Here is a 25,256-nt window from a genome sequence, read left to right as displayed (position 1 = left end):
GGCATGGCACGGTCTCCCTTTACTCTAGCGGCGGCGGTCACGGCCGCTCTGCCCGGGGCGGAGGGCGTCGGCGCTCGATCCCTCTCCGCCGAGGGCGACGGGCGCTTCGACTCCGCCGTCGCCACGCTCGCCGACGGCCGCGAACTCGCGATCCGTGTCGGAGACGACGACGAGACCGCGCGCGAGCTCGCCGCCGAAGCGCTGGCCCTGCGCGCACTGACCGCCGGTGCCCGTGCGATGCTCCCCTTCCAGGTGCCCGAGTACGTCGGCGAGACCCGGCTGACAGAAGGACGGGCACTCGTCTCGAGCCTGCTGCCCGGATTCCAGATCGAGGCGCACCATGTGCCGCGCGGCCGCGGGGCCGCAGCATCCATGGGAGCCTCCATCGCCGCCGTCCACGCGCTGCCCGCCTCGGTCGTCCGCAGCGCCGGGCTCACCGCACGCAGCGCCGAGGAGGTGCGCGACGAGATCCGTCGTCTCGTCGACCGAGCGGCGGCCACCGGGCGCGTTCCGGCCCGGCTCACGGTCCGCTGGCGCGAAGCGGTCGAGGACGACGACCTGTGGCGCTTCGAATCCGCCGTGACCCTGGGCGGCGCGAAGGCGACCTCGTTCCTGTTCGACGACGACCCGGAGCGCGGCCCCGCGGTGATCGGGATGCTCGACTGGCACGGCCTCGCACTCGGCGACCCCGCCGTGGACCTCGCCTGGCTCTCGTCCGCCCCGGACGCCGCCGGCGACGTCCACGCTGCGTACGCCGAGGCGTCCGACCGCGCACCGGATCCCGCCCTGGCCGTACGGGCTCGGATGCTGGCGGAACTGGAGTTCGCCCGGTGGCTCGTGCACGGCGACACCATGCGCCGCACCGACATCGTCGACGATGCCGCGGCACTCCTCGGGGCCCTCGCCGACGGGCTGCGCGAGAACGACCTCTCGGTCATCGCGGCGCGAGGCGAAGGCGTCGATTCGGCACTAGACGCTCTCGACCGCGTGCCGCAGACCGCTGCGACGGGCATCAGCACGGCGATGGAGACCGACGCTTACAACCCTGACGACCTGCTCCCCGAGGACCCCGCGACCGCGAACGACGACCGCATCGGCGATGCCACGGAGGACCTCAGCGACGTCGCCGAGACCTGGCGGGCGGACTCGGCCCCTGACGCGTCGACCGCCGAGCCCGTCGACGCGTCCGCGACCGGCTCGGAGTCCTCGGCCCCTGATCCTGTCGCTCGTGCTGAGCGAGCGTCAGCGAGTCGAAGTGACGCGGCGACGGCAGAACCCGAGCACGACCCGGCGGATGAGGCTCAGCGCGCAGCGCGCGCCGCGCTCCACCGCTGGACCAACTCCGCCTCCGAATAGACCCGGTCGCCGCGGATGACGAGGTCGTCGGCGACGTAGTAGAGCGCGACATCGATCTCGTCGAGCGGCACGCCGAACCGGCGGTGGTAGGCGAGCCGGTACAGGGCGAGCTGCAGCATCCGCTCTTCGCGCTCCGCCGGCGTGCGCGGAGCGCGACCGGTCTTCCAGTCCACGATCTCGATCCGCCCGCCGCGGTCCTCACGCCGGTACACCGCGTCGAGCTTGCAGATGACGATGTGGCCCGGGGCGGGCCCCGAGGTCGGCTCCCCTGCGCCTGCGGTCGTGCCCGCGCCGAGCGCGAAGTCGATCTCGATCTCGACCGCGATCGGTGCGAGGTCCGCCCATTCGCTGCGCTCGAAGGTCTCGCGCAGCGTCTGCAGATCGGCGTCGTCCGCGGCCGAGACGGCCGAGGGGTCCGCCTGCTCGTCGTCGCTGTCCCACAGGGCGGCGTCCGCACTCGGGCCCGCGCCGACGAGGCCGGAGCGGTGCTCCACCCACGCGTGGAAAAGGGTGCCCAACCGCGTCTGCCGGTACGGGCGTTCCGGCATCGGACGCGCGATCTCGCGGAGCGTGCCGTCGAAGTCGGTGACGTAGTCCTTGAACCGCGATGCCGGCACACGGGTCGGAGGCTCGGCGAGCACGCCGCGCTGCCGTTCCGCCCGCTCGGCGAGCAGGCGTTCGAGCTGGGGGGTGGGAGTTACGGGGTCGGCTGCGAGCGCCGATCGGACCGCGTCCGCCGCAGCCTCGACCCTGCCCCGTCGTCCACCGAGCGGGTCCAGCGGCCACACCGTGGTCTTGCCCTCGCCTTCATACGGGTTCTCGTCGGCATCGACCTCACCGACGCCGCCGTGACCGAGCACGTCGAACGCCTCGAGCAGGTAGGGACCGGCCTGCCGGGGCTTCTTCTGCCCGGCCCAGTGCGCTCCGGTGAGCAGCAGGTGGGTGCGAGCCCTCGTCACGGCGACGTAGGCGAGACGGCGTTCCTCCTGCTGCTGGTAGTCGCGGTAGGCGTCCTTGAAGACGGTCAGTGCGCCGGGTGCCGTCCTGCTCCTGCTGGTGAGCGACGCCACCCCGGCCTTGAGCCGCTTCGCCGGGTCGGGTTCCTCGTGCTCGGGCGGCGGATCCCACCGGAACACCGGGAGCGCGTCGCGGTCGCCGCGCAGCGCGAACGGCAGAACCCCGAAGCCGAACCAGCCCGACGTGCTCGTCGGCGGCGACGGCAGCTCGCCCTCGACCATGCGCACCACGGCCACGGCATCCCATTCGAGGCCCTTGGATCCGTGGATGGTCAGCAGCTGCACGACCCCCGGCTCGGGCGGTTCCGGCCGCGGCATGAGCTCGTCCGTGCTCTCGGCCTTGTCGAGCCAGGCCAGCAGGCTGCCGATCGTGCCGCGTTCATCGGCGGAGAGGAACGCGCGCACCTCGTCGGTGAACGCCCGCAGCTGCGTCGCCGCGATGCGGGCAGGGCCCCGGGTCTCGTTGGCCGCCAGCTCGATGTCGAGCCTGAGTTCGGTCTCGATGCTGCGGATGAGTTCGGGGATCGGCTGTCCCGAAGCACGTCTGAGACGCTCGAGCATCTCCCCCGCCGCGCGGATGCGTGCGCGCCCGTCCTGCGTGATCCTCTCGAGCAGCCGGTAGTCGTCGCGGAGACCCCGGACCACGTCGACGGCGTCCACGATCGAGACCGCCTCGTCGGCGCCGCGCGAGGCGCGAATCCGGGCGCGCAGCTCATCGGGCAGCGGCATGAGGCCGCTGTCGCGTCTGGAGAGCTCGCCGGCGAGGTCGTACAGCGCACCCATGTCGGCGACGCCGACCCCGAACCGCGGCCCGACGAGCAGTCGGATCAGGGCGGAACCGGCGTTCGGGTCGTGCAGCACCCGCAGTGTCGCGACGACGTCGACGACCTCCGGAGTCGCAAGGAGTCCGCCCAGGCCCAGGATGCGATGCGGAACGCCGCGCGCGGCGAGCGCCTCGGCGAAGGTCTGCATGTGCCGCTTGGATCGGAACAGGATCGCACCGGTGTGCGGCTTCGCGGCGTCGGTGTGCTCGGCACGGCGCTGGAAGAACCACTCGGCGACCTGGTCCGCTTCGTCGTGCACGGTCAGCGGATACCGCACCTGGACATCGCCCTGGCCCGCGCCCGGTCGCGGTTCGAGCGGCGGCACGTCGAGGCCGGGGCGCTGAAGCGGCTCGAGGATGCGGTTGGCGATCCCGAGGATGGAGCTGTCGTTGCGCCAGCTCGTCATCAGACTGTACGACTCGGGTTGCTGCTGATCGGCGAACGTGCGCGCGAACGCGTAGAGGTTGTCTGCGCTGGCGCCGCGCCATCCGTAGATCGACTGGTGCGGGTCGCCGACGGCCATCACGGCGGAGTCCTGGAACACCGCCGACAGGAACTGGGTCTGGATGACCGAGGTGTCCTGGTACTCGTCGAGGAGCACGACGCGGTGCTGCTCGCGCAGATCGGCGCGCACATCCGGCGAGGACTCCACGATGTCGAACGCGCCGCTGACCTGGTCGGCGAAGTCGAGAACACCGCGCCGATGCTTCTCGGCGATGTACTCGCGTACGAGGGCGGTGAGGGTCGGGAGGGCGAGCAGGTTGTCGGCCGCCTTCTCGACGTCGCCCTGGCTCCGGTACGGGGCGAACGCCGCCGCGTGCTCGAGCGCGATGCGCTCGGCCCTGCCGAGGTCGGCGCGATGATCCAGCGCTTCTCCTGCGAGCCGCTGCACGGCGTCGACGACGGTCGCGACGGACAGCTCGATGTCCTCCAGCTGCGGCAGATCGGCGCGCAGCACGACCTCCCGCGCGAGCATCCACGACGCCGCCTGGCTGAGCATCTCGACATCGGGGTCACGTCCGATCCTCGCGGCGTGCTCGCGGACGATCGAATCGGCGAACGCGTTGTACGTCGACACTCGGGGGCGGATGAGCATGTCCTCCGCGGTACGCGGCGCTGCGGCATCCCAACCGGTGCCGTACCGCGCGGCCAGCCCGTCGAGGACGTGCGCGCGGACCGCCTGCCGCTGCGCGCCGTCCGCGTCGGCGATCGGCGCCAGCGCACCCGAACGGACGATCTCGGGCACGTGCGGGAGCAGACCGCGCCGACCGAACTCGTCGATCACCGCGAGGCGAGCGCCGATGCGCTCGGCGAGCTCGCCCGCCGCCTTGCGCGTGAAGGTGAGCCCGAGGATCTCGTCGCGGCGCACGTGACCGTTCGCGACCAGCCACACCACGCGCCCCGCCATCGTCTCGGTCTTGCCGCTGCCGGCACCGGCCACGACCAGCGCCGGGGCGGGCGGAGCCTCGATGACGCGCTGCTGCGCGGGCGTCGGCGGCGGCTGGCCGAGCGCGGCCGCGACGTCCAGTGCGGACAGTCCCGGGACGTTGCCTGCCCATTCCGCGCTCATGCGCTCACCGCCGGCACCGTGTGGATGCGGCACGGCTGCACGCGCCACTGCACATCGGCGCAGTGCGCCTCGACGTGAGCCGTGAAGCTCCCCGCGGACATGCCTCTGGCCGCATCCGCGAGTCTCGTGAGGAACCGTGTGCGCGCCTCGCCCTCGAGCGTGTGCTGATGGGCGATCCGGTAGTCGCTGCCCGAGAGCGTCTTGGCGACGACGAGCAGCCGCGCCCCGGCGAGCGCTGCGGGATCGGCACCCTCGATGAGGCCCTGCTCGACGGCGACCTGATAGGCCGCGAGCTGGGCGTGGTCTTCGACCTTGGCGTCGGACTCCGGCTCATACTTGCCGGTCTTCAGGTCGACGACGACGACGCGCTCCCCGTCAGCGGACGCGGCCATGGGCGCCGCCCCGCGGGCGCGGGCCGCCGCGTGCTCGCCCGCGCCGACCGGGTACGCCTCGACGCGGTCGATGAAGCCGTGCACCAGCGCGCGCCCGGGTTCGTCCGCGGCATCTCCGATGTGCACGGCGGGCTCCTCGCCTGCGCCGGTCGCATCCACCGCGAATCGGAACTCGACCTCGCTGGCCAGCACCCGCCCGCCGTCGCGGGCGACCTCGCCCAGATACGCGTGCAGCCGTTCGACGTACAGATCCGCTCGGCGGTGCTCCTTGCGGCTGATCCACTCGGTCTCGAAGTCCAGCTCGCCCCAGTGCTCCGCCACGATCGTGCGCATGGCCTCGAGGTCGCCGGCGGGGACCTTCTCCATCGCCTCGTGGATGATCGTGCCGACCCCCGCAGACGGCGGCAGGACCGTGTCGCCGCCGAGGGCGGAGATCGCCCAGTGCAGCTCGCACTCCTCGAAGGACTCCATCCGAGACGGCGATACCCGTGCCGGTTCGACCGAGAGATCGTGCAGCGGCGCCGCGGTCGACGGCGCGGTCGTGCCGTACCAGTCGGCCGGGTCTGCGCCGGGCACGCCCTCGCGCGCGAGGACGGCCAGCTGCCCGGCGGCCTCGGCCCGCGATGCGGCATCCGGTGCGCTGGTGAGGGTGCGGCGGTGCCGCGCCACGAGACCGCGCAGGGTGAGCGGATGCTCCGCCGCCGGATGATCGGATGCCGGCGGCGGTTCGGGGAGGAACCCGAAGAACGGGCTCGGCGTGGAGTCGTCGTCATCCACGGCCGACACGAGGATCCGCGATCGTGCTCGGGAGACCGCCCGCACGAACAGCCGCAGCTCGTCGTGCAGCGCGTCGCGGCGCCGGTCGAGCACCCCGGGGTCGATGGCGCCGGCTCCCGTGCGGGCGGCGGTCACGGCATCCGCCAGGCGCCACGTCTCGAGGAGCCCGCCGCGAAGCCGCGTGTTCGGCCACACGCCGTCCTGCACGCCGGCGACCACGACGGCCTCGAACTGCGTGCCGAGCGCCGTCGCCGGCGTCAGCAGGGTCACGAGGCCGGGACGGTCGGGGGTCGAGAGCGAATCCTCCGGGACCTCGCTGTCGAGGATGTCGCGCACGAACGTCTCCGGGTCCTCGTTCGGAGTGCGCTCGACGAATCGCTTCGCGGCGTCGAAGAGCGCGACGAGCGCATCGAGGTTCCTGGCGGTCTCCCCGCCACCGGGGAGCGCCGCGGCTTCCTGCCAGTGCTGGGCGAGCCTGGCGCCGCCGGGCGCGCGGGACGAGTCCCAGACGCGCCAGAGCAGCTCGTGGATGGTCTCGTTCTGGGCCGCGGCCCCCGTCTCGGCGAGGGTCGTGGCGAACCGGGAGGCGATCCGCGCCTCCGGCGCGTCGATGAACGCGAAGTGCGCAGGGAACTCCATCGCCTGCCGCAGGAGCTCGGATGCCGGAGTCGAGCCGCCCTCGTCGAGCTCGAGATGCCGCAACCGGGCGCGCAGGCGCCGGAGCCCGACGGCATCCAGCCCGCCGAAAGGCGACCGCAGCGCGTCGACGAGGTCGTCCGGCGTGCGCTCGGACGCCGGCTGCAGCGCGAGACGCACGATGCCGACGAGATCGCGGACGACGCGCTCGCTGCCCAGCGGGCGCTGCACCCCCGCCGCACGCGTCGGGACCTCGCGCGCGGCGAGCTCGGTCTCGAGGGCGGCGACCTGGCGCGTGTCGTGCGCGATGACGGCCATGTCGCTCCAGGGGATGCCGGAGCTCACATGCCAGTCGCGCAGCGTGCCGGCGATGCGATCGACCTCTTCGTACGGCGACGATGCCAGGAAGGTCCGCACGGACGGATCCGCCGTCTCGGGAGGCGGTCCCGGGGGCCGGCGGTGCTCGACGCGGCCGGCGACGCCGATCGCCTGGGTGACCGTGCGGGTGAGGTCGCTCAGGGCCGGGGTCTGCCGGTGCGCGGTGTCGAGCACGAACACGTCGTCGAGCAGGGTGGACAGCTCGTGGAAGAGCTGCGGGCTCGCGCCGCGGAACGCGCCGGAGGAGATGTCGGGGTCGCCGAACGCGGTCACGGCGATCCCTCTGGCACGCAGCGCCCGGACGAGCGTGAGTCCCCCGCGGGTGATCTCCTGCGCGTCGTCGATGAGCACGGCGCGCAGCCCCGCGAGGGGTCCGAGCGTCGCGGAATCGGCTTCGCGCAGGATCGCCGCGGCTTCGCTGACGAGATCGGCGGCGTCGCGATAAGCCGTGCGCATGTCGCCGAGGACGGTGCGGTACTCGTCGATGAACGCACCGGCCGCCGCCCAGACGGGGCGCTCCGAGCGCTGGAGCTCGTCGGGGAGGACCCCCAGCTCGGTGCACTCGGCCAGGAAGGCACGCAGTTCGGAGCGGAAGTCCTTCGACGCGCGCACGGTCGCGGGCAGGGATGCCGGCCATCGGCTGAGCATGCCAGCGGCCTCGTCGTCGGCGTCACCGGCCAGCAGCTCGGCGACGATGCGGTCCTGATCGGCTCCGGTGAGCAGCGCGGGCGGCTCGCCGCCCGCGTGCACCATCGCACCGCGGACGACCTGGAAGGCGAAGGATCCCAGTGATCGGGCCAGCGGCCCCGGTGTCGCCCGGCCGATGCGCACGCCGATGCGGTCGCGCAGCGCGGTCGCCGCCTGCCTGCTCGGGGTGAGCACGAGCACCTGCTCCGGCGTCAGCCCCTGCTCGCCGAGGAGCGCGTCCACACGGTCGATGAGCGTGTGCGTCTTGCCCGTGCCCGGGCCGCCGATGACGACGCCGGATGCGCTGACGGGTGCGGCGACCACCTCGCGCTGCGCGGCATCCGGTGCGGCGCGGGGCGGGCTCGGTGTCATGCCGTCCACGCTATCGGCCGGCGCCGACACCGCCCGTGCACGCCTCGCGCGACGCGCTTGTGCGCCCACGGCGAAACCGGCCGTCCACCCCGATCCGACGCCGCACCACCGGGGTAGAGTCGTGTCAGTCCCCGAATCTTCAAGGAGCACGCGTGGAAATCCGCATCGGCATCATCAACACCGGCCGCGAACTGAACTTCGAGACCGCCACGAGCGCGGACGACGTCCGCAGCCAGGTCGCCGCTGCCCTCGAGCAGAACACCGCTCACGTGAGCTTCACCGACGTCAAGGGCAACTCGTTCATCGTCCCGACCGCGAACCTCGCGTACATCGAGCTCGGCACCGAGGAGTCGCGTCGCGTCGGCTTCGTCGCCTGACACGCTGTACATCCTCCTCGCGCTGATCGCGGCCTGCGCGCTCGGCGTCGGCGTCCACTTCCTGCTGCCGCACCGCGCGCTGCGCGGCCGTCGCGACGGCCGCGTCGGCGATCGTCTACACCGGCATGCAGTGGGCGGGCGTCGGCGAGGACAGAGTCTGGCTGTGGCTGGCGAGCATCCTCGGCGCGGTCGTCGTCGCGACGGCGGTCGGATACGGACTGACGGCATCCCGTCGGACGTCCGACGCCGCGAAGCGCGCGGCCCTGGGCATCTGAGCGCTCAGGCGGCCAGGCCCATCGCGTCCATGCGGCGCGCGTGGGCTCCCATGAGCTCGGTGTACACCGGCTCGACGCGGTCCTCGTCCTCGATGAGGCGCTCGGCGCGCAGGGCCTGACGGGCCACGAGCACCGTGTCGCCCACCATGCGACGCGCCCACATCGACAGCAGAGATCGCCACTCGGCGTCGCTGTCGATCGTGCGCTTGAGGATCGCCACGATCTCGCCGGTGTCGTCGTCCTCGCGCAGGATCGCGGCGACGCGGGCGCCCGTCTCGCCGTAGCTCGAGGCGAGGGCGAGATAGAAGTCGTCGAGCATGCCCGCCGTGATATAGACGGCGAGCAGGGTCTCGCGCGGGCGCGCACCGATGGTCTTGCGGCGGAACGCGTCGAGGTGCTCCTGGAACGGGAGCATGATCTCGGTCGGGTCCTCCCCCTGAGAGGTGATCACCTCGACGATTCCGCGATGCTTGCTGAGCGCGGCACCCGCGGCCCGCGCCAGCGCCTCCTTCTCGGCGAGCTCGGGGGTGGCCCGGATGAGCCGGGTCAGCGTCTCGAAATAGCCGAGCTGCAGGTATGCCGCCTGCCCGAGGAAGCGGTTCAGCTCAGGGGCGAGCTCGGCGAAGTCGACGCGGGTCGCATCGCCCACGTCGCCGCGACTGCGCAGCGTCAGAGTGCGTCGGGGCTTGTCTCGCTGCCAGAACCACTTCACCACGTGATCAGACTACCCGCGCTTCGGATCGGCGTTGCGGGCGCCCCTCCGGTAGGCTGGACGCGTCCTGCCGTCGGAGCAGGACGCCGCGCCTGTGGCACACGAGACGGCGTGGATCCGTTACGTGGCGGCCGCTTCAGTAGAGGGCCGCCGGACAGGCACACAGGACATAGTGACTTCATTCGCTGATCTCGGCATCGATCAGGACATCGTCGACGCACTCGCCGCCAAGGGCATCGTCGACGCGTTCCCCATCCAGGAGCAGACCATCCCCCTCGGCCTTCCCGGCCAGGACATCATCGGCCAGGCCAAGACCGGAACGGGCAAGACCTTCGGTTTCGGCATCCCCGTCGTCCAGCGCCTCGGCCAGGACCCGGAGCCCGGGGTCAAGGCGCTCATCGTCGTGCCGACGCGCGAACTCGCCGTGCAGGTCTACGAGGACATCGACCTGCTGACCTCGAACCGCTCCACGAGCGTCGTCGCGATCTACGGCGGCAAGGCGTACGAGGGCCAGATCGACCAGCTCAAGGCCGGCGCGCAGATCGTCGTCGGCACCCCTGGTCGCCTGATCGACCTCGCCGGCCAGCGCCTGCTCGACCTGTCGAACGCGACCGAGGTCGTCCTCGACGAAGCCGACAAGATGCTCGACCTCGGCTTCCTCGCCGATATCGAGAAGATCTTCCAGAAGGTGCCGGCGGTCCGCCACACGCAGCTGTTCTCGGCGACCATGCCCGGCCCGATCGTCGCGCTCGCCCGCCGGTTCATGTCGAACCCGATCCACATCCGCGCGAACGACCCCGACGAGGGCCTCACGCAGGCGAACATCAAGCACCTGGTCTACCGGGCGCACTCGCTCGACAAGGACGAGGTCATCGCCCGCATCCTGCAGGCCGAGGGCCGCGGCAAAACCGTCATCTTCACGCGCACCAAGCGCGCGGCGCAGAAGCTCGTCGACGAGCTCGGCGACCGCGGGTTCAACGTCGGCGGCGTGCACGGCGATATGGGGCAGGAGCAGCGCGAGCGCTCGATGGCCGCGTTCAAGGCGGGCAAGCGCGACGTCCTGGTCGCCACCGACGTCGCCGCCCGCGGCATCGACGTCGACGACGTCACGCACGTGATCAACCACACCATCCCCGACGAGGAGAAGACGTACCTGCACCGCGCCGGTCGCACCGGCCGCGCGGGCAAGACGGGCATCGCGGTCACGTTCGTCGACTGGGAGGACCTGCACAAGTGGGCCCTCATCAACCGCGCGCTGGAATTCGGCCAGCCCGAGCCCGTCGAGACGTACTCGTCGAGCCCGCACCTGTACACCGACCTCAACATCCCCGAGGGCACGAAGGGACGGCTGACGACAGCGCCGAAGGCCGACAAGCCCGCCTCCGAGCGTCGCCAGCGCCAGCCGCAGAAGGCGGCGGATGCCGCCGCAGAGGGCACGGACGAGGGCACCACGAAGCGTCGCCGGCGTCGCCGCCGCGGCGGATCGGGCGGCGGGGTCGGCTCGACCTTCACCGAAGGCGCGGAGACCGCCGCCACCGGAGCCGCATCGGCACCTGCGACCGACCGCGACGCCGAGGGCGCAGGCACGCACGACGGCGACGTCACGGGCGAGCACCGCGACGGCAAGCCGGCCCCGCAGCGCCGTCGCCGTCGTCGTCGCTCCGGCGGAGCCGCACCGGCCGGCGCCTGAGTCAGGGGCGACGCGGACTCGTCCCCGTCGCCGCGTCGATGATGCGGGCGACCATCTCGTCGCTCGTGGTGTTCTCGCCCGGCCGGTTCGGCTTGCCGGCACCGTGATAGTCGCTCGACCCGGTGACGATCAGGTCGTGCTTCGCGGCGAGCGCGCGCAGAGTGCGCTTGCCGGACTCGGTGTTCTCGCGATGATCGATCTCGAATCCGCCGAGCCCTGCGGCGATGAGCTCCTCGATGAACGCGAGCGGCATCATCCTGTCGCGACCGGCCGTGACCGGGTGCGCGATGATCGCCACTCCCCCGGCATCCGTGATCAGCCGGACGGCGGTGAGCGGGTCGGGCGCGTAGTGCGGCTCGTAGTACCCCTCGCGCGGGTGCAGGATCCCGTCGAACGCCTCCGAGCGGTCGCGCACGATGCCCTGCGCCACGAGGGCGTCGGCGATGTGGGGGCGTCCCACCGTGGCATCCGCGGTCGTCTGCTCGAGAACGTCGGCCCAGGTCAGGGCGTAGTCGCGGCCGATGTTGCGCACGATCCGCTCCGCGCGACCGACCCTGTCATCGCGGATCCGCTCGGTCTCGGCGCGCAGCGCCGCGTCCTCGGGGTCGAACAGGTAGCCGAGCACGTGGACACTCCGCCACTGGTGCTTGGCCGACAGCTCCATGCCGGGAATGAACGTCATGCCCAGTGCTCCCGCCGTGCTGGCGGCTTCGTCCCACCCCGTCGTGCGGTCGTGATCGGTGAGGGCGAGCGTGCGGATGCCGTGCACGTGGGCCTGGCGGACGACCTGACCCGGGTTCTCGGTGCCGTCGGAGTGATTGGAGTGCAGGTGCAGGTCACTCGGCCCCGCGAAGCTGCCGGCGTCGGTCATGACTCGACACTACTGCGGGACCGAGTCGACGGCGCGGCGGCGACGCGGCAGGCGATTCACAGCGTGCGCCCGTAGGCTCGTGAGGATGCTTCGACTGCTGGGAATCCTCCTCACGGTGCTGTTCGCGATCGCGACGGCGATCGTCGTCTGGCCGCAGTTCTTCCAGCTCGAGCAGACCTTCCCGTTCGCTCAGATCGTCGCCGTCCGCGGTGTCGTCCTCGCCGCCTTCCTGGCGATCGCGGTGCTGTCGCTGCTCATGCTGTTCGCCCGGCCACTTCGCGGGTTCGCGGCATCCATCCTCATCGTCGCGCTCGTGGGCGCTGCCGCCACGGGAGCTATCGGCGCGATGCGCGGCTTCGGGACGGGTTCGCTGCCCGAGAAGACCGATGCGAGCGTGCGGGTGCTCACCTGGAACACCGCAGGCGAGGCCGTCTCGGCCGAGACGATCGCCGATGCCATCCTCACCCGCGAGGTCGACGTCGTGACCCTGCCGGAGACGGCGGAGTCCGTCGGTGAGCGCATCGCCGTCATGCTGCGCGAGCAGGGGCATCCGATGTGGGTGCATCACGTGCAGTTCGGCGACGTCGAGAACGGCCCGCAGGCCTGGGAGACGACGATCCTCATCTCCCCCGACCTCGGCGACTACTCGGTGATCCAGTCGTCCGAGGACGGCAGCAGCAACACCAGCTCCGTTCCCAGTGCGGTCATCATGCCGGTGAGCGGCTCCGGCCCCACGATCGTCGCCGTGCACGCTGTGGCACCGCGCGTCGAGGCGATGGAGCGCTGGCAGTCCGACCTGGAGTGGATCGCCGACCAGTGCCCACAGGGTGACTTCATCATCGCCGGCGACTTCAATGCGACCCTCGACCACATGGCCGCCCTCGGCGTCGGCGGGGGCGACATGGGCTACTGTCGCGACGCCGCGTCACGCACCGGCACCGGGATCACCGGCACATGGCCCGCGGACTATCCCGAGCTCATCGGCGCCCCGATCGACCATGTGATGGCGACGCAGAACTGGAACCCGACCGGCTCGCTCGTGCTGGATGCCGCCGGTTCCGACCACCGCGCGCTCGTCGTGCAGCTCGACCCGGTCGCCGACTGAGCGTTCAGCGACCCGAACCCGTCCGTGATCGCCGCACGAGCGCGACCACAGCGCGCCAGCCGAGCAGGAACAGCGCCAGCGTGAGGGCGGCGACGATGATGAACGGCACCGCCGTGCCCTGACCGCTCGCTGCGCGCAGCAGCAGGCCGCCGGCAACAGTCACGGCCCAGACGACGAGCCCCGGCAGCATCCGCTCGGCGTGCGCCCGGCGCAGCAGCAGCGCGCCGTGTGCGACGAGCAGGGCGACGACGAACGGCCAGACGGTGTTCAGCGTTCCCGGCAGATCCCCGAAGATTCCCTCGGCATGCGAGAGCCGTCCGATCGCGCAGAAGACGACCACGAGCACCAGATCGATGAGGATCACCACATTCCCCAGCCTACAAAGGGGTGAGAGACTGGATGGATGAGCACCGCAGAGAACGAGACGATCGAAGAAGCCCCCGTCACGAACCGCAAGCAGCCGTTCCCGCGCGGATTCCTGGACACGATCTCGACCGGCTGGGCCGAGCGCCCCGAGTCGCTGCCGGCCGCTCGCCCGCAGGCCGCGTACGCCGCGGCCCGGCGCGATGCCGTGTCGGCCGCGTTCCCCGGCAAGCGCCTCGTGATCGAGGCCGGTTCTTTCAAGCAGCGCAGCAATGACACCGACTACCCGTTCCGCGCGCACTCGGCCTTCGCGCACCTGACCGGCTGGGCGATCGACTCCGAGCCGGACTCCGTGCTCGTGTTCGAGCCGGCGGAATCCGGGCACGACGTCACGCTGTACTTCCGCGAGCGCGCCGACCGCACGACGACGGAGTTCTATGCGGATGCCACGATCGGCGAGTTCTGGATCGGACCGCGTCCGTCCCTCGCCGGCGTCGCGGCGGACCTCGCCGTGGCGACCGACCACCTCGAGGCGTTCAGCGCCGCCGATGACGACGTGACCCTGGCCGACGACGAGCTCGCCCGCTTCGTGTCGGAGCTGCGTCTCATCAAGGACGAGTACGAGATCGACGAGATGCGCCGCGCCGTGGAGATCACCGCACGCGGGTTCGACGACATCATCGCGGCGCTCCCCGACGCGACGCGGCATGCGCGCGGCGAGCGGGTCGTGGAGGGCGTGTTCCACCGACGGGCCCGCGAGGACGGCAACGGCGAGGGCTACGACACGATCGCGGCATCCGGCCCGCACGCGTGCTACCTGCACTGGACGCGCAACGACGGCACGGTTCTTCCCGGCGACCTCATCCTCGTGGATGCCGGCGTCGAGGCCGACAGCCTGTACACGGCCGACGTCACGAGGACCCTCCCCGTGAACGGCACGTTCTCGGACGTGCAGCGCCGCGTGTACGAGACGGTCCTCGAGGCCGCAGACGCCGCGTTCGCCGCGGCACGACCCGGTGTGCGCTTCCGCGAGGTGCACGAGGCCGCGATGGCCGTGATCGCGAAGCGCACCGCCGAGTGGGGTCTGCTCCCGGTCACCGCCGAGGAGGCCCTCGATGCCGACGCCGGCGGGCAGCACCGCCGCTACATGGTGCACGGCACGAGCCACCACCTCGGCATCGACGTGCACGACTGCGCGCAGGCGCGGCGCGAGATGTACTACGACGGCGTCCTGGAGGCCGGCATGGTCTTCACGATCGAGCCCGGCCTGTACTTCCAGATCGACGACCTGACGGTTCCCGAGGAGTTCCGCGGCATCGGCGTGCGCATCGAGGACGACATCCTCATGACCGCAGACGGCCCGGTGAACCTCTCGGCGGACATTCCGCGGACGGCCGACGAGATCGAGGCGTGGATCGCGCGCGGCTCGCAGGGATGACGCGCCCGGAGGAGTGAACCGGTCCGGAAGCCTCGCACGCCGGCTGTTCTGGACGGGCTTCGCGGCGTACACGGCGGTCGCCGCGTGGGCGGAGTTCGTGAACTGGCGATCGAGTACGCGGTCGGTCGCCCCCGCGCGCACCGCGAGCGGATCCCTCGTCACGGAGGCCGTGGTCGTGCTCGGATACGGCAACGCCGGCGAGCGGGCGAACCTCGTCAACAGGTACCGGGTGCGGGCCGGCATCCGCTCGATCGATCGCGAAGCCGACACCACGGTCGTCCTGTGCGGCGGAACCGTGGAGGGCGACACGCCAGAGGCCGTCATCATGGAGCGCTACGCCCGTGACGAGCTGGACTACACCGGCGCGATCGTGCTCGAACCGAACAGCCGGTCGACGTGGGAGAACATCGAGAACGCGATCCCCCTGATCGAGCACGCCGACGTCATCAAGATCGTGTCGAACTCGCCGCACGCCGAGGTCGCCCGCGAGTACCTCCGCCAGCAGCGGCCCGATCTGGCGGATCGACTCGTGCGCGCCGATGAGCACCGGTTCGGCGAGATCGTGCCGATGAAGATCGGCGTTGCGCTGCGACTGCTGCTGTTCCGCTGGCAGCACCGCTGAGGATCCGGCGGGTCAGCGAGTGGCGAACTCCGCCACGAGCGGGGAGAGGGATGCGCCGATCTCATCGGCGGGACGCTTTCGTCCCTTCACCTCGAATGAGTGGCCGCCGCCCTCGATCCACGCGATGCGCGCGTCCTGACACGTCGCGACGACCTGCTCGAACTGCGCGATCGGCTGCACGAACGGGTCGTTCGTCCCTTCGATGAAAAGTTGCGGCGCGGCGATCGACGGCAGGTGCTCGGCCCGGAGCTTCTCGGGCTGCCCCGGCGGATGCAGCGGGTATCCGAGATAGATCAGTCCGTCGACGTCGAGCCCCTCAGCGACGGCCATCGACGCCATCCGGCCGCCGTACGACTTGCCCGTCGCCCAGATCGGGCCCGCGGACATCTCTCGGGCATGCGCGACCGCTGCGCGCCAGGTGACGGTCGCATGGGCCGCAGGCCCCGGCATCCGCCTGCCCTGCTCCCGGTAGGGAAAATTGAATCTCATCGTCGAGAATCCGACTGCGTTCAGCGCGTCGGTGAAGCCGACGAGGAACGGATGCTCCATCCCGGCCCCGGCGCCATGCGCGACGACGATCGTCCCTCTGCCGTCTCCGTCGCCCCATGCGGCGCTGACGGTGACGGTGCTCTGGGGCAGCTCGACGTCGAAGCCCACGTCAGCTCGCGTCGTCGCGCTTCTCGCCGGGCGCGTCCGCCGCGGCGTCCGGCTGCTCGTCGCCGGCGTTCTCCTTCGCTTCGACTCGCTCGCCGTACCGCGGCTTCGCGTCGGCAGCGCGTGTGTCTGCAGGGCGCGGGTCGGCCGGTCGCGGCGGAATAACGTGCCCGGCCGGACTCTGCTGGGCCGCGGCGGCGGCATCCGTGCCAGGGGCGACGCGTTCGCCGTAGCGCGGCGGCTCGTCCAGATCGACCGGGGGTCGCACGACCTCGGTGCGCTGGCCGGTGCCGAGGGCCTCGCGGGCCTTCGCGAGGGACGCCGGCATGACGGTGACCTCGTAGTGGTCGGCGGCGAGCTGGGTGACGCTCGCGAAGTCGCGCCGGCGTCGGACGATCGCGTAGGTGACGAGGCTGAGGATCATGCCCAGCGCGACGCCGATGAACACGAACCCGACGAACAGCTGGATCGGGGCATCCGGGTTCCCGATCACGAGGATCGCCGAGAGCAGCAGGCCGATGAGCACGCCGTTGACGGCTCCCGACCGGGCCGCCGCCGCGTAGCCGAGGCGTCCGGTGACCCGCTCGATCGTGCGGACGGACTGCCCGACGATCGCGATGTCGCGGGCGGGCACCTCGGCGGCGATCAGCTTCGACACCGTCTTCTGGGCGGCCTCGTATTCGCGGACCGATGCGACGGTCTCGCCGACAGCGGTGCCGGTGGCTGGACGGTTCAACATGCTCATCCGCCCATTGTTCCACGCACGCCTCTGCAGGAGCCGAGATCCGGGTCGCGCGGACTACGCTGGACGCGTGAGCACACAACGGGTTTTCGTCGCGCGCCTGGCCGGCTGCGCCGTCTTCGACCCCGTGGGCGACCGGCTCGGCAAGGTCCGGGATGTCGTCATCGTGTACCGAAGTTCGGCTTCGCCCCGCGTGATCGGGCTGGTCGTGGAGATCCCCGGCCGCCGTCACGTGTTCATGTCGATCGGCAGGGTCACGTCGATCCGTGCCGGTCAGGTCCTGACCACGGGTCTCATCAACGTGCGCCGCTTCCAGCCCCGCCCGGGCGAGGTGCGCGTGCTCGCCGAGCTGCTGGGCCGCCGCGTCGAGCTCGTCGACGGCAGCGGGAGCGCGGTCATCGAGGACGTCGCCATCGAACCGAACCGGCTCGGCGAATGGAGCGTCAACCAGCTCTTCCTGCGCAAGCCCAAGACGAGCGCGTCCCCCTTCGCGAAGGGGCCGACGACGTTCGCCGCCTGGAACGAGGTGACCGAGAAGCACACACCGGGCGAGTCGCAGTCGGCGGAGCAGCTCGTGGCCTCGTACTCCGAGCTGCACGCCGCCGACCTCGCCACGACCCTCCTCGACCTTCCTCAGCAGCGACTCATCGAGGTCGCCGAGGAGCTCTCCGACGACCGCCTCGCGGACGCCCTCGAGGAGATGCCGGAAGAGGATCAGGTGCACATCCTCGACGGCCTCGGCGACGAGCGCGCGGCCGACATCCTCGATCACATGGAACCGGACGACGCGGCCGACCTCCTCGCCCAGCTCCCCGAGAAGCGGCTCGAGCAGCTGCTCGATCTGATGGAGCCGGAGGAAGCGGAGGACGTCAGGACGCTGCTGAGCTACGGACCGGACACCGCGGGCGGCCTCATGACGACGGAGCCGATCGTGCTGTCTGCCGATGCGACGGTCGCCGAGGCCCTCGCCCTGATCCGTCGCCACGAGCTGCATCCCGCACTGGCCGCGGCCGTCTTCGTCACGCTGCCGCCGTTCGAGACGCCCACCGGGCGTCTGCTCGGCGTCGTGCACTTCCAGCGGATGCTGCGCTACCCGCCCCATGAACGTCTCGGCGCGATCGTCGACGAGACGATGGAGCCGATCTCGGTGGCGGCCTCCGCCGCGGAGACCGCCCGGCTGCTGGCGAGCTACGACCTCGTCTCGCTCCCCGTCGTCGACGCGGCGGGGCGTCTGGTCGGCGTCGTCAGCATCGACGATGTGCTCGACTACCTGCTGCCCGACGACTGGCGCACCCAGGATGCCGATGACGAACTGACCGCAGGGGGTGCGCGATGATGGCCAAGGACGACCGCTCGGGCCTCGACGCCCCGCTCGGCCGCGGCGCGTCGCGTCAGAAGCCGCAGTCGCGCGACCGGTTCGGGCGCTTCACCGAATGGGTCGCCCGTGCCATGGGCACGCCCGTCTTCCTCCTGATGCTCACGCTGTTCTGCGCGCTGTGGATGGTCTACACGGTCGTCGCCGAGCAGAACGGCTGGTGGCGGTTCGACTCAGCCGCCCTCGGCTTCACCGCGCTGACGCTGATCCTGTCGCTGCAGGCCTCGTACGCCGCGCCGCTGATCCTGCTCGCCCAGAACCGGCAGGACGACCGCGACCGCGTGCAGATCGAGCACGACCGCCAGCGCGCAGAGCGCAACCTCGCCGACACCGAGTACCTCGCCCGCGAGATCGTCGCGCTGCGCATGGCCCTCGAGGAGCGCAACGCGCAGGCGGTGACCCGCGACGTGCTGCGGCACGAGCTGCGCGCGCTGCTCGCCGCCCTCGACGACGAGCCGCCCGCCGAGGCCGCAGGAGACACCAGGACGGGCCCGATCACCCGGCCGCGGCGACCACGCGCATGAGCGCGGCCGACCGCGTCCGTGCGGCCGTCGGCGCCGTCTCCGATCCGGAGCTGCGACGGCCCATCGGCGAACTCGACATGCTCCGCGACATCACGGTCGAACGCGGCAGGGCGACGGTCGGCATCGTCCTCACGATCGTCGGGTGCCCCGCAGCCGACCGGATCGAGTCCGATGTCCGCCGTGCCGCGGCATCCGTCGACGGCATCGCCGAGGTCGACGTCGAGGTCGGCGTGATGACGCCTGCGGAGCGCGCCGCACTCACCGAGAAGCTGCGTGACGGACGACCGGCACGGCAGATGCCGTTCGGACCCGATTCGCTCACCAGGGTCATCCTCGTCTCGAGCGGCAAGGGCGGGGTCGGCAAATCCACGCTCACCGCGAACCTCGCCGTCGCGCTGGCGGCTCAGGGGCTCGCGGTGGGCCTCGTCGACGCCGATGTCCACGGATTCTCCATCCCCGGGCTGCTCGGCATCCCCGCCGGCACCCAGCCCACCCGCATCGACGACCTCATGCTCCCCCCGGTCGCCCACGACGTGAAGACGGTCTCGATCGGGATGTTCCTGCGCGATGGCGAGGCCGTGGTCGCCTGGCGCGGACCCATGCTGCACCGCACCGTGCAGCAGTTCCTCACCGACGTGTTCTTCGGCGACATCGATGTGCTGCTGATCGACATGCCTCCGGGCACCGGCGATGTCGCGATCTCGATCGGGCAGCTCCTGCCGCACGCCGAGGTGCTCGTCGTGACCACTCCGCAGTCCGCGGCGTCCGACGTCGCCATCCGCAGCGGTCTGGTCGCCCGGCAGACCGGTCAGCGCGTGATCGGCGTCGTCGAGAACATGGCCGCCCTCACGCTGCCCGACGGCACGATCGTCGACCTGTTCGGATCCGGTGGCGGAGCCGAGGTGGCCGCCGCGCTCTCGCAGTCAGGGGACGATGTGCCGCTGCTGGCCTCGGTGCCGCTCAGTCCCGCTCTGCGCGCAGGCGGCGATGCCGGCATCCCGGTCGTCCTCGGCGCGCCCGAGGATGCCGCGGCGCGCAGATCGACGCCCTGGCGCGCCGGCTCGCGCGCCAGGGCCGGCGGCTGCCCGGCAGGTCGCTGCCGATCACGGTGACGAGGGCCGCCGCTGACGAGTCGTGAAAGACTCGTGAGGTGACTGCCGATTCCCCCGCACGCACCGCCGTCGTGGATGCCGAGATGATCCGCGGAATGACGACGGATGCCGTGATCTACACGCTCACCCGTCCACTGGCCGTGATCGCGTACACGGCGCTGATCGCGGCGTTCGTCGTCAACGCGATCGTCCTGGGGATGGTCGGGGGCGACCAGGAGCAGACGACGACGCTGACCTGGACCATGCTCGCGATCGCCGCCCTGATCGTCGCGTCGATCCTCTTCACCAGGGCGTCGACGCGCCGTGCCATCAGCACGACGATGCCGCCGGGATCAGTGGTCCGTGTCGAGGTGGGCGAGGATTCGCTCAAAGCGGTCTCCAAAGCCGGGGTCTCCGAAATCCGCTATGCGACGTTCCGGTCCGTGCATGTCGGCCGGCACGCGGCGCTGCTGCGCCTGCATGGAACATCGGTCGTCACGGTCCTGCCGCGGGTCGTGCTCAGCGACGAGGACGTCGCGCTGCTGAAGTCCAGGATCTGACGAACAGGGCCGCGCACTCAGACAGGCTCAGGTGGCCTCGAGGTCGAACGGCGGCGGGGAATCGCGGGTGAACTCGGGCCGGGTCTTGAGCGGGCCCGGGCTCGACGCGGTGACGGCGGGCGCCCGCGCCCCAGCCGTCGAGGCTCCCGTCGCGGGCGCTGCCGGCGCGTCCTCGCGCAGAGCGTCGCGGATGATCCGGCGCGGGTCGTACTGCCGCGGGTCGAGTTTGCGCCAGTCGACCTCGTCCATCTCCGGGCCGAGCTCATCGCGCATCCGCGTGCGCGTGTCCCGCAGGTACTCCCCGCCTTGCGGACGAACCCGGCGAACGCCTCGGCCGCCTTCGGCAGCCGCTCAGGACCGATGATGACCGCGGCGATCACACCGATGAGAAAGAGCTTCGATGGTGAGGCCGAAATCCATGTAGACAGGCTACCCGCCGCGCCTGACGGTGAAGAACCCGACGTGCGAATACCCTGGGAACCGGAGGATACGGCCATGAGCGAGAACGACGCGAACGCACGATACATCCGCGAGGCGGTCATCGAGCCCGCGCACATCGCGCGCGCCCGCACGCATGCGCAGGAGCTCGGCGTCGCATCGGTGAGCCCCGCCGTCGGGGCGCAGCTCGCGGTGCTCGCCGCGACGACGGATGCCCGATCGATCGTCGAGATCGGCACCGGAGCCGGTGTCTCCGGCCTGTGGATGCTGCGCGGCGCTCCGCGCGCCGTCCTGACCTCGATCGACAACGAGCCCGAGCACCTCGCGGCCGCCCGGCGCGGCTTCGCCGAGGCGAAGGTCCCCGCAACCCGCGCCCGGTTCATCACCGGGCGCGCCGCCGAGGTGCTGCCGCGCATGAACGAGGGGGCGTACGACATCGTCCTCGTCGACGCCGACCCCGAGAACGTCATCGAGTACGTCGAGCACGGGCTGCGCCTGGCCCGCACCGGCGGTGTCGTCGCCGTGCCCCGGATTCTCGCGGGCGGGCGAGCCGCCGACCCGGTGCAGCGCGATGCCGTCCCCAGCGCATATCGGTCACTGATCCAGGAGACGCAGGAGTCCCCCGCCGTGCTGGCTGCGATCTCGACCGCCGGCGAGGGCCTGCTGCAGCTCGTCAGCCTCAGCACGGACTGACTCGGACTCCGAGCGATATTCGCCGCACAATGAGTCGTCCGGACCCGGTGCGGAATCGGGTGGGATCGTCGTCGTGCAGCCCCGGAGCACGACGAAGGGCGACGGATCCGAGGATCCGCCGCCCTTCAGGGTGAAAACCTGAGTCTCAGCTCACGACGCCGGCGAGGACGTCGTGCAGCTCCTTCGCCTCTTCGTCGTTGACCGAGACGACAAGGCGACCGCCGCCTTCGAGGGGGACGCGCACGATGATGAGTCGTCCCTCTTTCACGGCCTCCATGGGTCCGTCTCCGGTCCTCGGCTTCATCGCTGCCATCGTGGCTTCCTTTCCCTCGGTGGTATGCATCAAGTTTATCGGTACGCTTCCGCCCCGGTGCGCGCCCAGGGGGAATACCTCGTGAACACCGCCCCACCGGCGTTCAGGGGACCTGCCAGAACGTGTTCCCGTTCGCGTACATCTGATCGATCCACAGCCATTGACCGGCGATGCACAGCGCAAGAACGGTGCATCGATACGTCCTCGACCGCGGGACGGCGAGCGCTCCGGCGAGCGGGGTGAGGGGCATCAGCAGCCGGAACGTGCTGGACTGCGGGAAGAACACCGCGAGCAGGTACAGCAGATAGCTCGCACCCCACAGCCGCAGGTCGGCGCCGAGCCTGCGCACCTGCGGCAGCAGCAGAGCGGCTGCCGCCGCGAGCACGAGCACGACGAGGGCGACGATCCCCCACGCCGCGGGCATCCCCCACTGGACGAACCAGAACTGAGCCGCCTGGATCCAGCCGTCGAAGGGCACGAAGGCGGCCTCGCCGACACCCCAGTTGCGCCGCCAGGCCAGCTCTGTCGCGAGATAGGCGCCGGGATCCCCGGTGACGAGACCCGCGATCGCCTGCCAGCCGAACCCCGTGGCCGTCGCCAGCGCCCCGAGGGCGATGATATGGACGACGTCGCGGGCCGGCAGCGGTTCGCGACGACGACGGACCCAGCGCAGGATGCCGTGCAGCCCCAGGTACAGCGCGAAGGCGAGGATGCCGGGTCGCGTGAACGCCATGACGGGGATGAGCACGTACAGCCAGCCGTAACGGCGCCGCCCGACCAGATCGAGCGCGATGAGCAGGAGGAGCACGAACAGCACTTCGGCGTACCCGACCTGGAAGAGTGCGGCCAGCGGCCCCCACGCGAAGAAGGCGACAGCCCACAGGCTCGCCGAGTTCCCGATCCGCGGGCGCAGCAGCCGGTGCAGTGCGACGCAGGCGAAGAAGCCGGCCACGAGGGAGATCAGCAGCGCACCGGCACCCCACGAGCCGAACGGCGCCCCGACGATCTGAGCGGTGTATGCGTACACGGGCATGAACGCCCACGCGTTCTCCGCGACCTGGCCCGTCTCGGTCAGCGGCAACGTCTGCGGGTAGCCCTCCCATGCGATGAGCCAGTACCACTGGGCGTCCCAGCCGACGATGAAGCTGCCGATGCCCGCGTTCTCACCGAATCGGGATGCCGCATCCGACCGCTCGGCGGCGAGCAGGAGAAGACCGGTGGTCACCAGACGTGCAAGCACGTAGATGATGCTGATCCTGGCGACGGTGGGCAACCGCGCCCAGCGCCGCGCGGAGCCGATCAGCGCGCGGTGAGCCACGCGCGCAGACCTCGCTCGACCGCGTCGATCTGCTCGAGCGGCACGCGCTCCTCGTCGTGGTGGGCCAGATGAGGGTCGCCGGGCCCGTAGTTGACGGCGGGGACGCCGAGAGCGCTGAACCGCGCGACGTCGGTCCAGCCGTACTTGGGGCGCGGGGTCGCGCCGACGGCCTCCACGAACTGCTGAGCGATCGGAGCATCCAGGCCGGGACGCGCCCCGTCGGCCGCGTCCGTGATCTCGACCTCGAACCCGTCGAGCACGCCGCGCAGGTGAGCCTCGGCGTCGGCCGCGTTCTTGCTGGGCGCGAACCGGTAGTTGACCTCGACCTCGCACAGATCCGGGATGACGTTGCCGGCCACCCCGCCGCCGATGCGCACGGCGCTCAGGCTCTCGCGGTACGCCAGTCCCTCGACCTGGACCTCCTTGGCCCGGTACCCGGCGAGCCGGGTGAGGATGGGCGCCGCGGCGTGGATGGCGTTCTCGCCCACCCACGCTCTGGCGCTGTGCGCACGGACGCCATGCGTGCGCACCATCGCGCGCAGCGTCCCGTTGCATCCGCCCTCGACCTCGCCGTTCGACGGCTCGCCGAGGATCGCGAAGTCCGCGGCGAAGAGCTCGGGCCGGTCCGCCGCGAGGAGGTTCAGCCCGTTGAGGGACGCCGCGACCTCTTCGTTGTCGTACCACATCCAGGTGATGTCGATCGCGGGCGCGGTGATCTCGGCGGCGAGCTTCAGCTGCACGGCGACCCCGGCCTTCATGTCGACCGTGCCGCGCCCCCACAGGTGCGGGACGCCGTCGACGTCCACGGACCGGGTGGGCAGGTTGTCGTTGATCGGGACGGTGTCGATGTGGCCGGCGATCACGACGCGGCGCTCCCGGCCGAGCGTGGTGCGCGCGACGATCGTGTTGCCGTGGCGGATGACCTCGAGGTGCGGCAGCGCTGAGACCGCCTCCTCGATGGCGTCCGCCAGAGGGGCCTCCTCTCCGGAGACGCTGGGGATGTCGCAGATCGCGCGCGTGAGGTCGACGGAGGACGAGGTCAGGTCGAGCGTCATGAACCCAGCCTACGGCGAAGCACACGAGCGGACCGCGGTAGCGTGGATGCATGAGCAACGCGCGCACCGTCTGGGGCATCGGCCTGTCGACCATCGCCGGCGACGGCACCGTGCTGGACGCCTGGTACCCGCACATCGGGACCGGCTCGGTCATCGAGGCGAAGCTCAGCGAACTCGAGGAGCACGCCGGCGCTGATGAGCGTCGCAATGTGACGATCGAGACCGTGCAGCTGCAGATCGATCTGGATGCCGCCCCGGCATCCACCGTCGACGCCTACCTGCGCCTGCACGCGCTGTCGCACCTGCTCGTGCGGCCGAACGAGCTCAACCTCGACGGCATCTTCGCTCACCTGCCCAACGTCGCGTGGACGAACGCCGGACCGATGCATCCCGACGATGCCGCACGCCTGCAGGCGCAGATGCGCCGGCACAGCATCCAGGTGCAGGGGCTGGACAAGTTCCCCCGGCTGACCGACTACGTCCAGCCCACGGGAGTCCGCATCGCCGATGCGTCGCGCGTGCGCCTCGGCGCCCACCTCTCCCCCGGCACGACCGTGATGCACGAGGGCTTCGTGAACTTCAACGCCGGGACGCTCGGCGCCTCGATGGTCGAGGGCCGCATCTCGCAGGGCGTCGTCGTCGGCGAGGGGAGCGACATCGGCGGCGGGGCATCCATCATGGGCACGCTCTCCGGCGGCGGCACCGTGCGCGTCTCGATCGGTGCTCGCACCCTCCTCGGTGCGAACTCCGGGCTGGGCATCGCCCTGGGCGATGACTGCATTCTCGAAGCCGGCGTGTACATCACGGCTGGGTCGAAGGTGGTGCTCGTCGACGGGCCTGACACGGCAGGCGGGGGCAAGCGCATCGTCAAGGCCGCCGAGCTCAGTGGCCGCAACGGACTGCTGTTCTGGCGCAACTCCGTCACCGGCGCGATCGAGGCGAAGCAGCGTGAAGGCGTCGGCGTCACGCTCAACGAGGCCCTGCACGCCTGAGCCCTTCGACAGGCTCAGGGACCGCACCCCCGCGCTCTGC

The 25,256-nt window shown here is 71.1% G+C and carries 23 protein-coding genes and 2 pseudogenes; 13 read left to right on the top strand and 12 right to left on the bottom strand.

Annotation, left to right across the window (positions count from 1 at the left end; translation table 11 throughout):
• The first annotated feature begins 3 nt into the window (after positions 1 to 3).
• A complete protein-coding gene (locus HWX58_RS04850; protein WP_175985891.1) occupies positions 4 to 1,356 on the top strand; it encodes a phosphotransferase in 1,353 nt (450 codons plus the stop codon).
• Here HWX58_RS04850 and HWX58_RS04845 read toward each other — a convergent pair.
• Complete coding sequence (locus tag HWX58_RS04845) at positions 1,302 to 4,766, bottom strand: ATP-dependent helicase (protein WP_175985890.1); 3,465 nt, start codon at positions 4,764 to 4,766, stop codon at positions 1,302 to 1,304. The genes HWX58_RS04850 and HWX58_RS04845 overlap by 55 nt on opposite strands.
• Positions 4,763 to 8,008, bottom strand: a complete 3,246-nt coding sequence (locus HWX58_RS04840; protein WP_175985889.1) for an ATP-dependent helicase — start codon at positions 8,006 to 8,008, stop codon at positions 4,763 to 4,765. Before HWX58_RS04840 ends, HWX58_RS04845 begins: the two co-directional genes overlap by 4 nt.
• A gap of 152 nt (positions 8,009 to 8,160) precedes the next feature.
• On the opposite strand from HWX58_RS04840, the gene HWX58_RS04835 reads away from it, so the two are divergent.
• Together HWX58_RS04835 and HWX58_RS15040 are read left to right on the top strand one after the other, a co-directional pair.
• Positions 8,161 to 8,385: a DUF3107 domain-containing protein gene (locus HWX58_RS04835; protein ID WP_175985888.1), complete on the top strand. Its 225-nt coding sequence runs from the start codon at positions 8,161 to 8,163 to the stop codon at positions 8,383 to 8,385.
• 125 nt (positions 8,386 to 8,510) lie between these two features.
• Positions 8,511 to 8,660 carry a hypothetical protein gene (locus HWX58_RS15040; protein ID WP_250646098.1) on the top strand — a complete coding sequence of 50 codons (150 nt, stop codon included), beginning with the start codon at positions 8,511 to 8,513 and terminating at the stop codon, positions 8,658 to 8,660.
• Positions 8,661 to 8,664: 4 nt separating this feature from the next.
• On the opposite strand, the gene HWX58_RS04825 is transcribed toward HWX58_RS15040, so the two are convergent.
• Positions 8,665 to 9,375, bottom strand: a complete 711-nt coding sequence (locus HWX58_RS04825; RefSeq protein WP_175985887.1) for a ferritin-like fold-containing protein — start codon at positions 9,373 to 9,375, stop codon at positions 8,665 to 8,667.
• 169 nt (positions 9,376 to 9,544) lie between these two features.
• Here HWX58_RS04825 and HWX58_RS04820 point away from each other — a divergent pair, with 169 nt between their 5' ends.
• Positions 9,545 to 11,062, top strand: coding sequence for a DEAD/DEAH box helicase (locus tag HWX58_RS04820; protein ID WP_175985886.1), 1,518 nt, complete (start codon positions 9,545 to 9,547; stop codon positions 11,060 to 11,062).
• 1 nt (position 11,063) lies between these two features.
• Here HWX58_RS04820 and HWX58_RS04815 read toward each other — a convergent pair whose 3' ends face one another.
• Complete coding sequence (locus HWX58_RS04815; protein ID WP_175985885.1) at positions 11,064 to 11,933, bottom strand: PHP domain-containing protein; 870 nt, start codon at positions 11,931 to 11,933, stop codon at positions 11,064 to 11,066.
• 85 nt (positions 11,934 to 12,018) lie between these two features.
• On the opposite strand from HWX58_RS04815, the gene HWX58_RS04810 reads away from it, so the two are divergent.
• Positions 12,019 to 13,038: an endonuclease/exonuclease/phosphatase family protein gene (locus tag HWX58_RS04810; RefSeq protein WP_175985884.1), complete on the top strand. Its 1,020-nt coding sequence runs from the start codon at positions 12,019 to 12,021 to the stop codon at positions 13,036 to 13,038.
• A 4-nt stretch (positions 13,039 to 13,042) separates the two neighbouring features.
• Here the strand turns inward: HWX58_RS04810 and HWX58_RS04805 are convergent, their stop codons facing one another.
• Complete coding sequence (locus HWX58_RS04805) at positions 13,043 to 13,405, bottom strand: DUF3054 domain-containing protein (protein WP_250646097.1); 363 nt, start codon at positions 13,403 to 13,405, stop codon at positions 13,043 to 13,045.
• A 36-nt stretch (positions 13,406 to 13,441) separates the two neighbouring features.
• Between HWX58_RS04805 and HWX58_RS04800 the strand changes: the two genes are divergently transcribed.
• Complete coding sequence (locus HWX58_RS04800) at positions 13,442 to 14,839, top strand: aminopeptidase P family protein (protein ID WP_175985883.1); 1,398 nt, start codon at positions 13,442 to 13,444, stop codon at positions 14,837 to 14,839.
• 13 nt (positions 14,840 to 14,852) lie between these two features.
• Positions 14,853 to 15,461 (top strand): YdcF family protein, encoded by a 609-nt coding sequence (locus HWX58_RS04795; RefSeq protein WP_250646096.1) that lies wholly within the window; start codon positions 14,853 to 14,855, stop codon positions 15,459 to 15,461.
• Positions 15,462 to 15,473: 12 nt separating this feature from the next.
• Here the strand turns inward: HWX58_RS04795 and HWX58_RS04790 are convergent, their stop codons facing one another.
• Positions 15,474 to 16,118: an alpha/beta hydrolase family protein gene (locus HWX58_RS04790; RefSeq protein ID WP_438268241.1), complete on the bottom strand. Its 645-nt coding sequence runs from the start codon at positions 16,116 to 16,118 to the stop codon at positions 15,474 to 15,476.
• A 1-nt stretch (position 16,119) separates the two neighbouring features.
• Positions 16,120 to 16,860 (bottom strand): YflT domain-containing protein, encoded by a 741-nt coding sequence (locus tag HWX58_RS04785; RefSeq protein WP_175985882.1) that lies wholly within the window; start codon positions 16,858 to 16,860, stop codon positions 16,120 to 16,122.
• Positions 16,861 to 16,927: 67 nt separating this feature from the next.
• Here HWX58_RS04785 and HWX58_RS04780 point away from each other — a divergent pair, with 67 nt between their 5' ends.
• From HWX58_RS04780 to HWX58_RS04765, 4 genes and pseudogenes are all read left to right on the top strand, one after another.
• Entirely contained in the window at positions 16,928 to 18,193 is a 1,266-nt protein-coding gene (locus HWX58_RS04780; RefSeq protein WP_175985881.1) for a magnesium transporter MgtE N-terminal domain-containing protein, read from the top strand.
• The gene (locus HWX58_RS04775; RefSeq protein WP_175986142.1) at positions 18,193 to 18,756 is read left to right on the top strand and encodes a DUF1003 domain-containing protein; all 564 of its coding nucleotides are present in this window, start codon (positions 18,193 to 18,195) and stop codon (positions 18,754 to 18,756) included. The genes HWX58_RS04780 and HWX58_RS04775 overlap by 1 nt, the downstream gene beginning before the upstream one ends.
• Positions 18,753 to 19,894 (top strand): annotated as a pseudogene (locus HWX58_RS04770) (Mrp/NBP35 family ATP-binding protein). The gene HWX58_RS04775 and the pseudogene HWX58_RS04770 overlap by 4 nt, the downstream one beginning before the upstream one ends.
• Before the next feature lie 12 nt (positions 19,895 to 19,906).
• Positions 19,907 to 20,407 (top strand): hypothetical protein, encoded by a 501-nt coding sequence (locus HWX58_RS04765; RefSeq protein ID WP_175985880.1) that lies wholly within the window; start codon positions 19,907 to 19,909, stop codon positions 20,405 to 20,407.
• A gap of 27 nt (positions 20,408 to 20,434) precedes the next feature.
• Here HWX58_RS04765 and HWX58_RS15370 read toward each other — a convergent pair whose 3' ends face one another.
• Positions 20,435 to 20,680 (bottom strand): Sec-independent protein translocase family protein, encoded by a 246-nt coding sequence (locus tag HWX58_RS15370; protein ID WP_368356409.1) that lies wholly within the window; start codon positions 20,678 to 20,680, stop codon positions 20,435 to 20,437.
• Between the two features lie 77 nt (positions 20,681 to 20,757).
• Positions 20,758 to 20,904 (bottom strand): annotated as a pseudogene (locus HWX58_RS15550) (hypothetical protein); the annotation flags it as partial.
• On the opposite strand from HWX58_RS15550, the gene HWX58_RS04755 reads away from it, so the two are divergent.
• Positions 20,903 to 21,538 carry an O-methyltransferase gene (locus HWX58_RS04755; protein WP_175985879.1) on the top strand — a complete coding sequence of 212 codons (636 nt, stop codon included), beginning with the start codon at positions 20,903 to 20,905 and terminating at the stop codon, positions 21,536 to 21,538. The pseudogene HWX58_RS15550 and the gene HWX58_RS04755 overlap by 2 nt on opposite strands.
• Positions 21,539 to 21,683: 145 nt before the next feature.
• Here the strand turns inward: HWX58_RS04755 and HWX58_RS04750 are convergent, their stop codons facing one another.
• From HWX58_RS04750 to dapE, 3 genes are all read right to left on the bottom strand, one after another.
• A complete protein-coding gene (locus HWX58_RS04750) occupies positions 21,684 to 21,851 on the bottom strand; it encodes a DUF3117 domain-containing protein (RefSeq protein ID WP_147039918.1) in 168 nt (55 codons plus the stop codon).
• A gap of 103 nt (positions 21,852 to 21,954) precedes the next feature.
• Complete coding sequence (locus HWX58_RS04745) at positions 21,955 to 23,169, bottom strand: putative hexosyltransferase (protein ID WP_175985878.1); 1,215 nt, start codon at positions 23,167 to 23,169, stop codon at positions 21,955 to 21,957.
• Positions 23,151 to 24,224 carry a succinyl-diaminopimelate desuccinylase gene (dapE, locus tag HWX58_RS04740; RefSeq protein ID WP_175985877.1) on the bottom strand — a complete coding sequence of 358 codons (1,074 nt, stop codon included), beginning with the start codon at positions 24,222 to 24,224 and terminating at the stop codon, positions 23,151 to 23,153. Before dapE ends, HWX58_RS04745 begins: the two co-directional genes overlap by 19 nt.
• 50 nt (positions 24,225 to 24,274) lie before the next feature.
• Here dapE and dapD point away from each other — a divergent pair, with 50 nt between their 5' ends.
• Positions 24,275 to 25,216, top strand: coding sequence for a 2,3,4,5-tetrahydropyridine-2,6-dicarboxylate N-succinyltransferase (gene dapD / locus HWX58_RS04735; RefSeq protein WP_175985876.1), 942 nt, complete (start codon positions 24,275 to 24,277; stop codon positions 25,214 to 25,216).
• Positions 25,217 to 25,256 lie beyond the last annotated feature (40 nt).

It is taken from the genome of Microbacterium tenebrionis, from assembly GCF_903645325.1.
Classification (GTDB): Bacteria; Actinomycetota; Actinomycetes; order Actinomycetales; family Microbacteriaceae; genus Microbacterium; species Microbacterium tenebrionis.
This window is presented reverse-complemented; position numbering and strand designations above follow the sequence as displayed.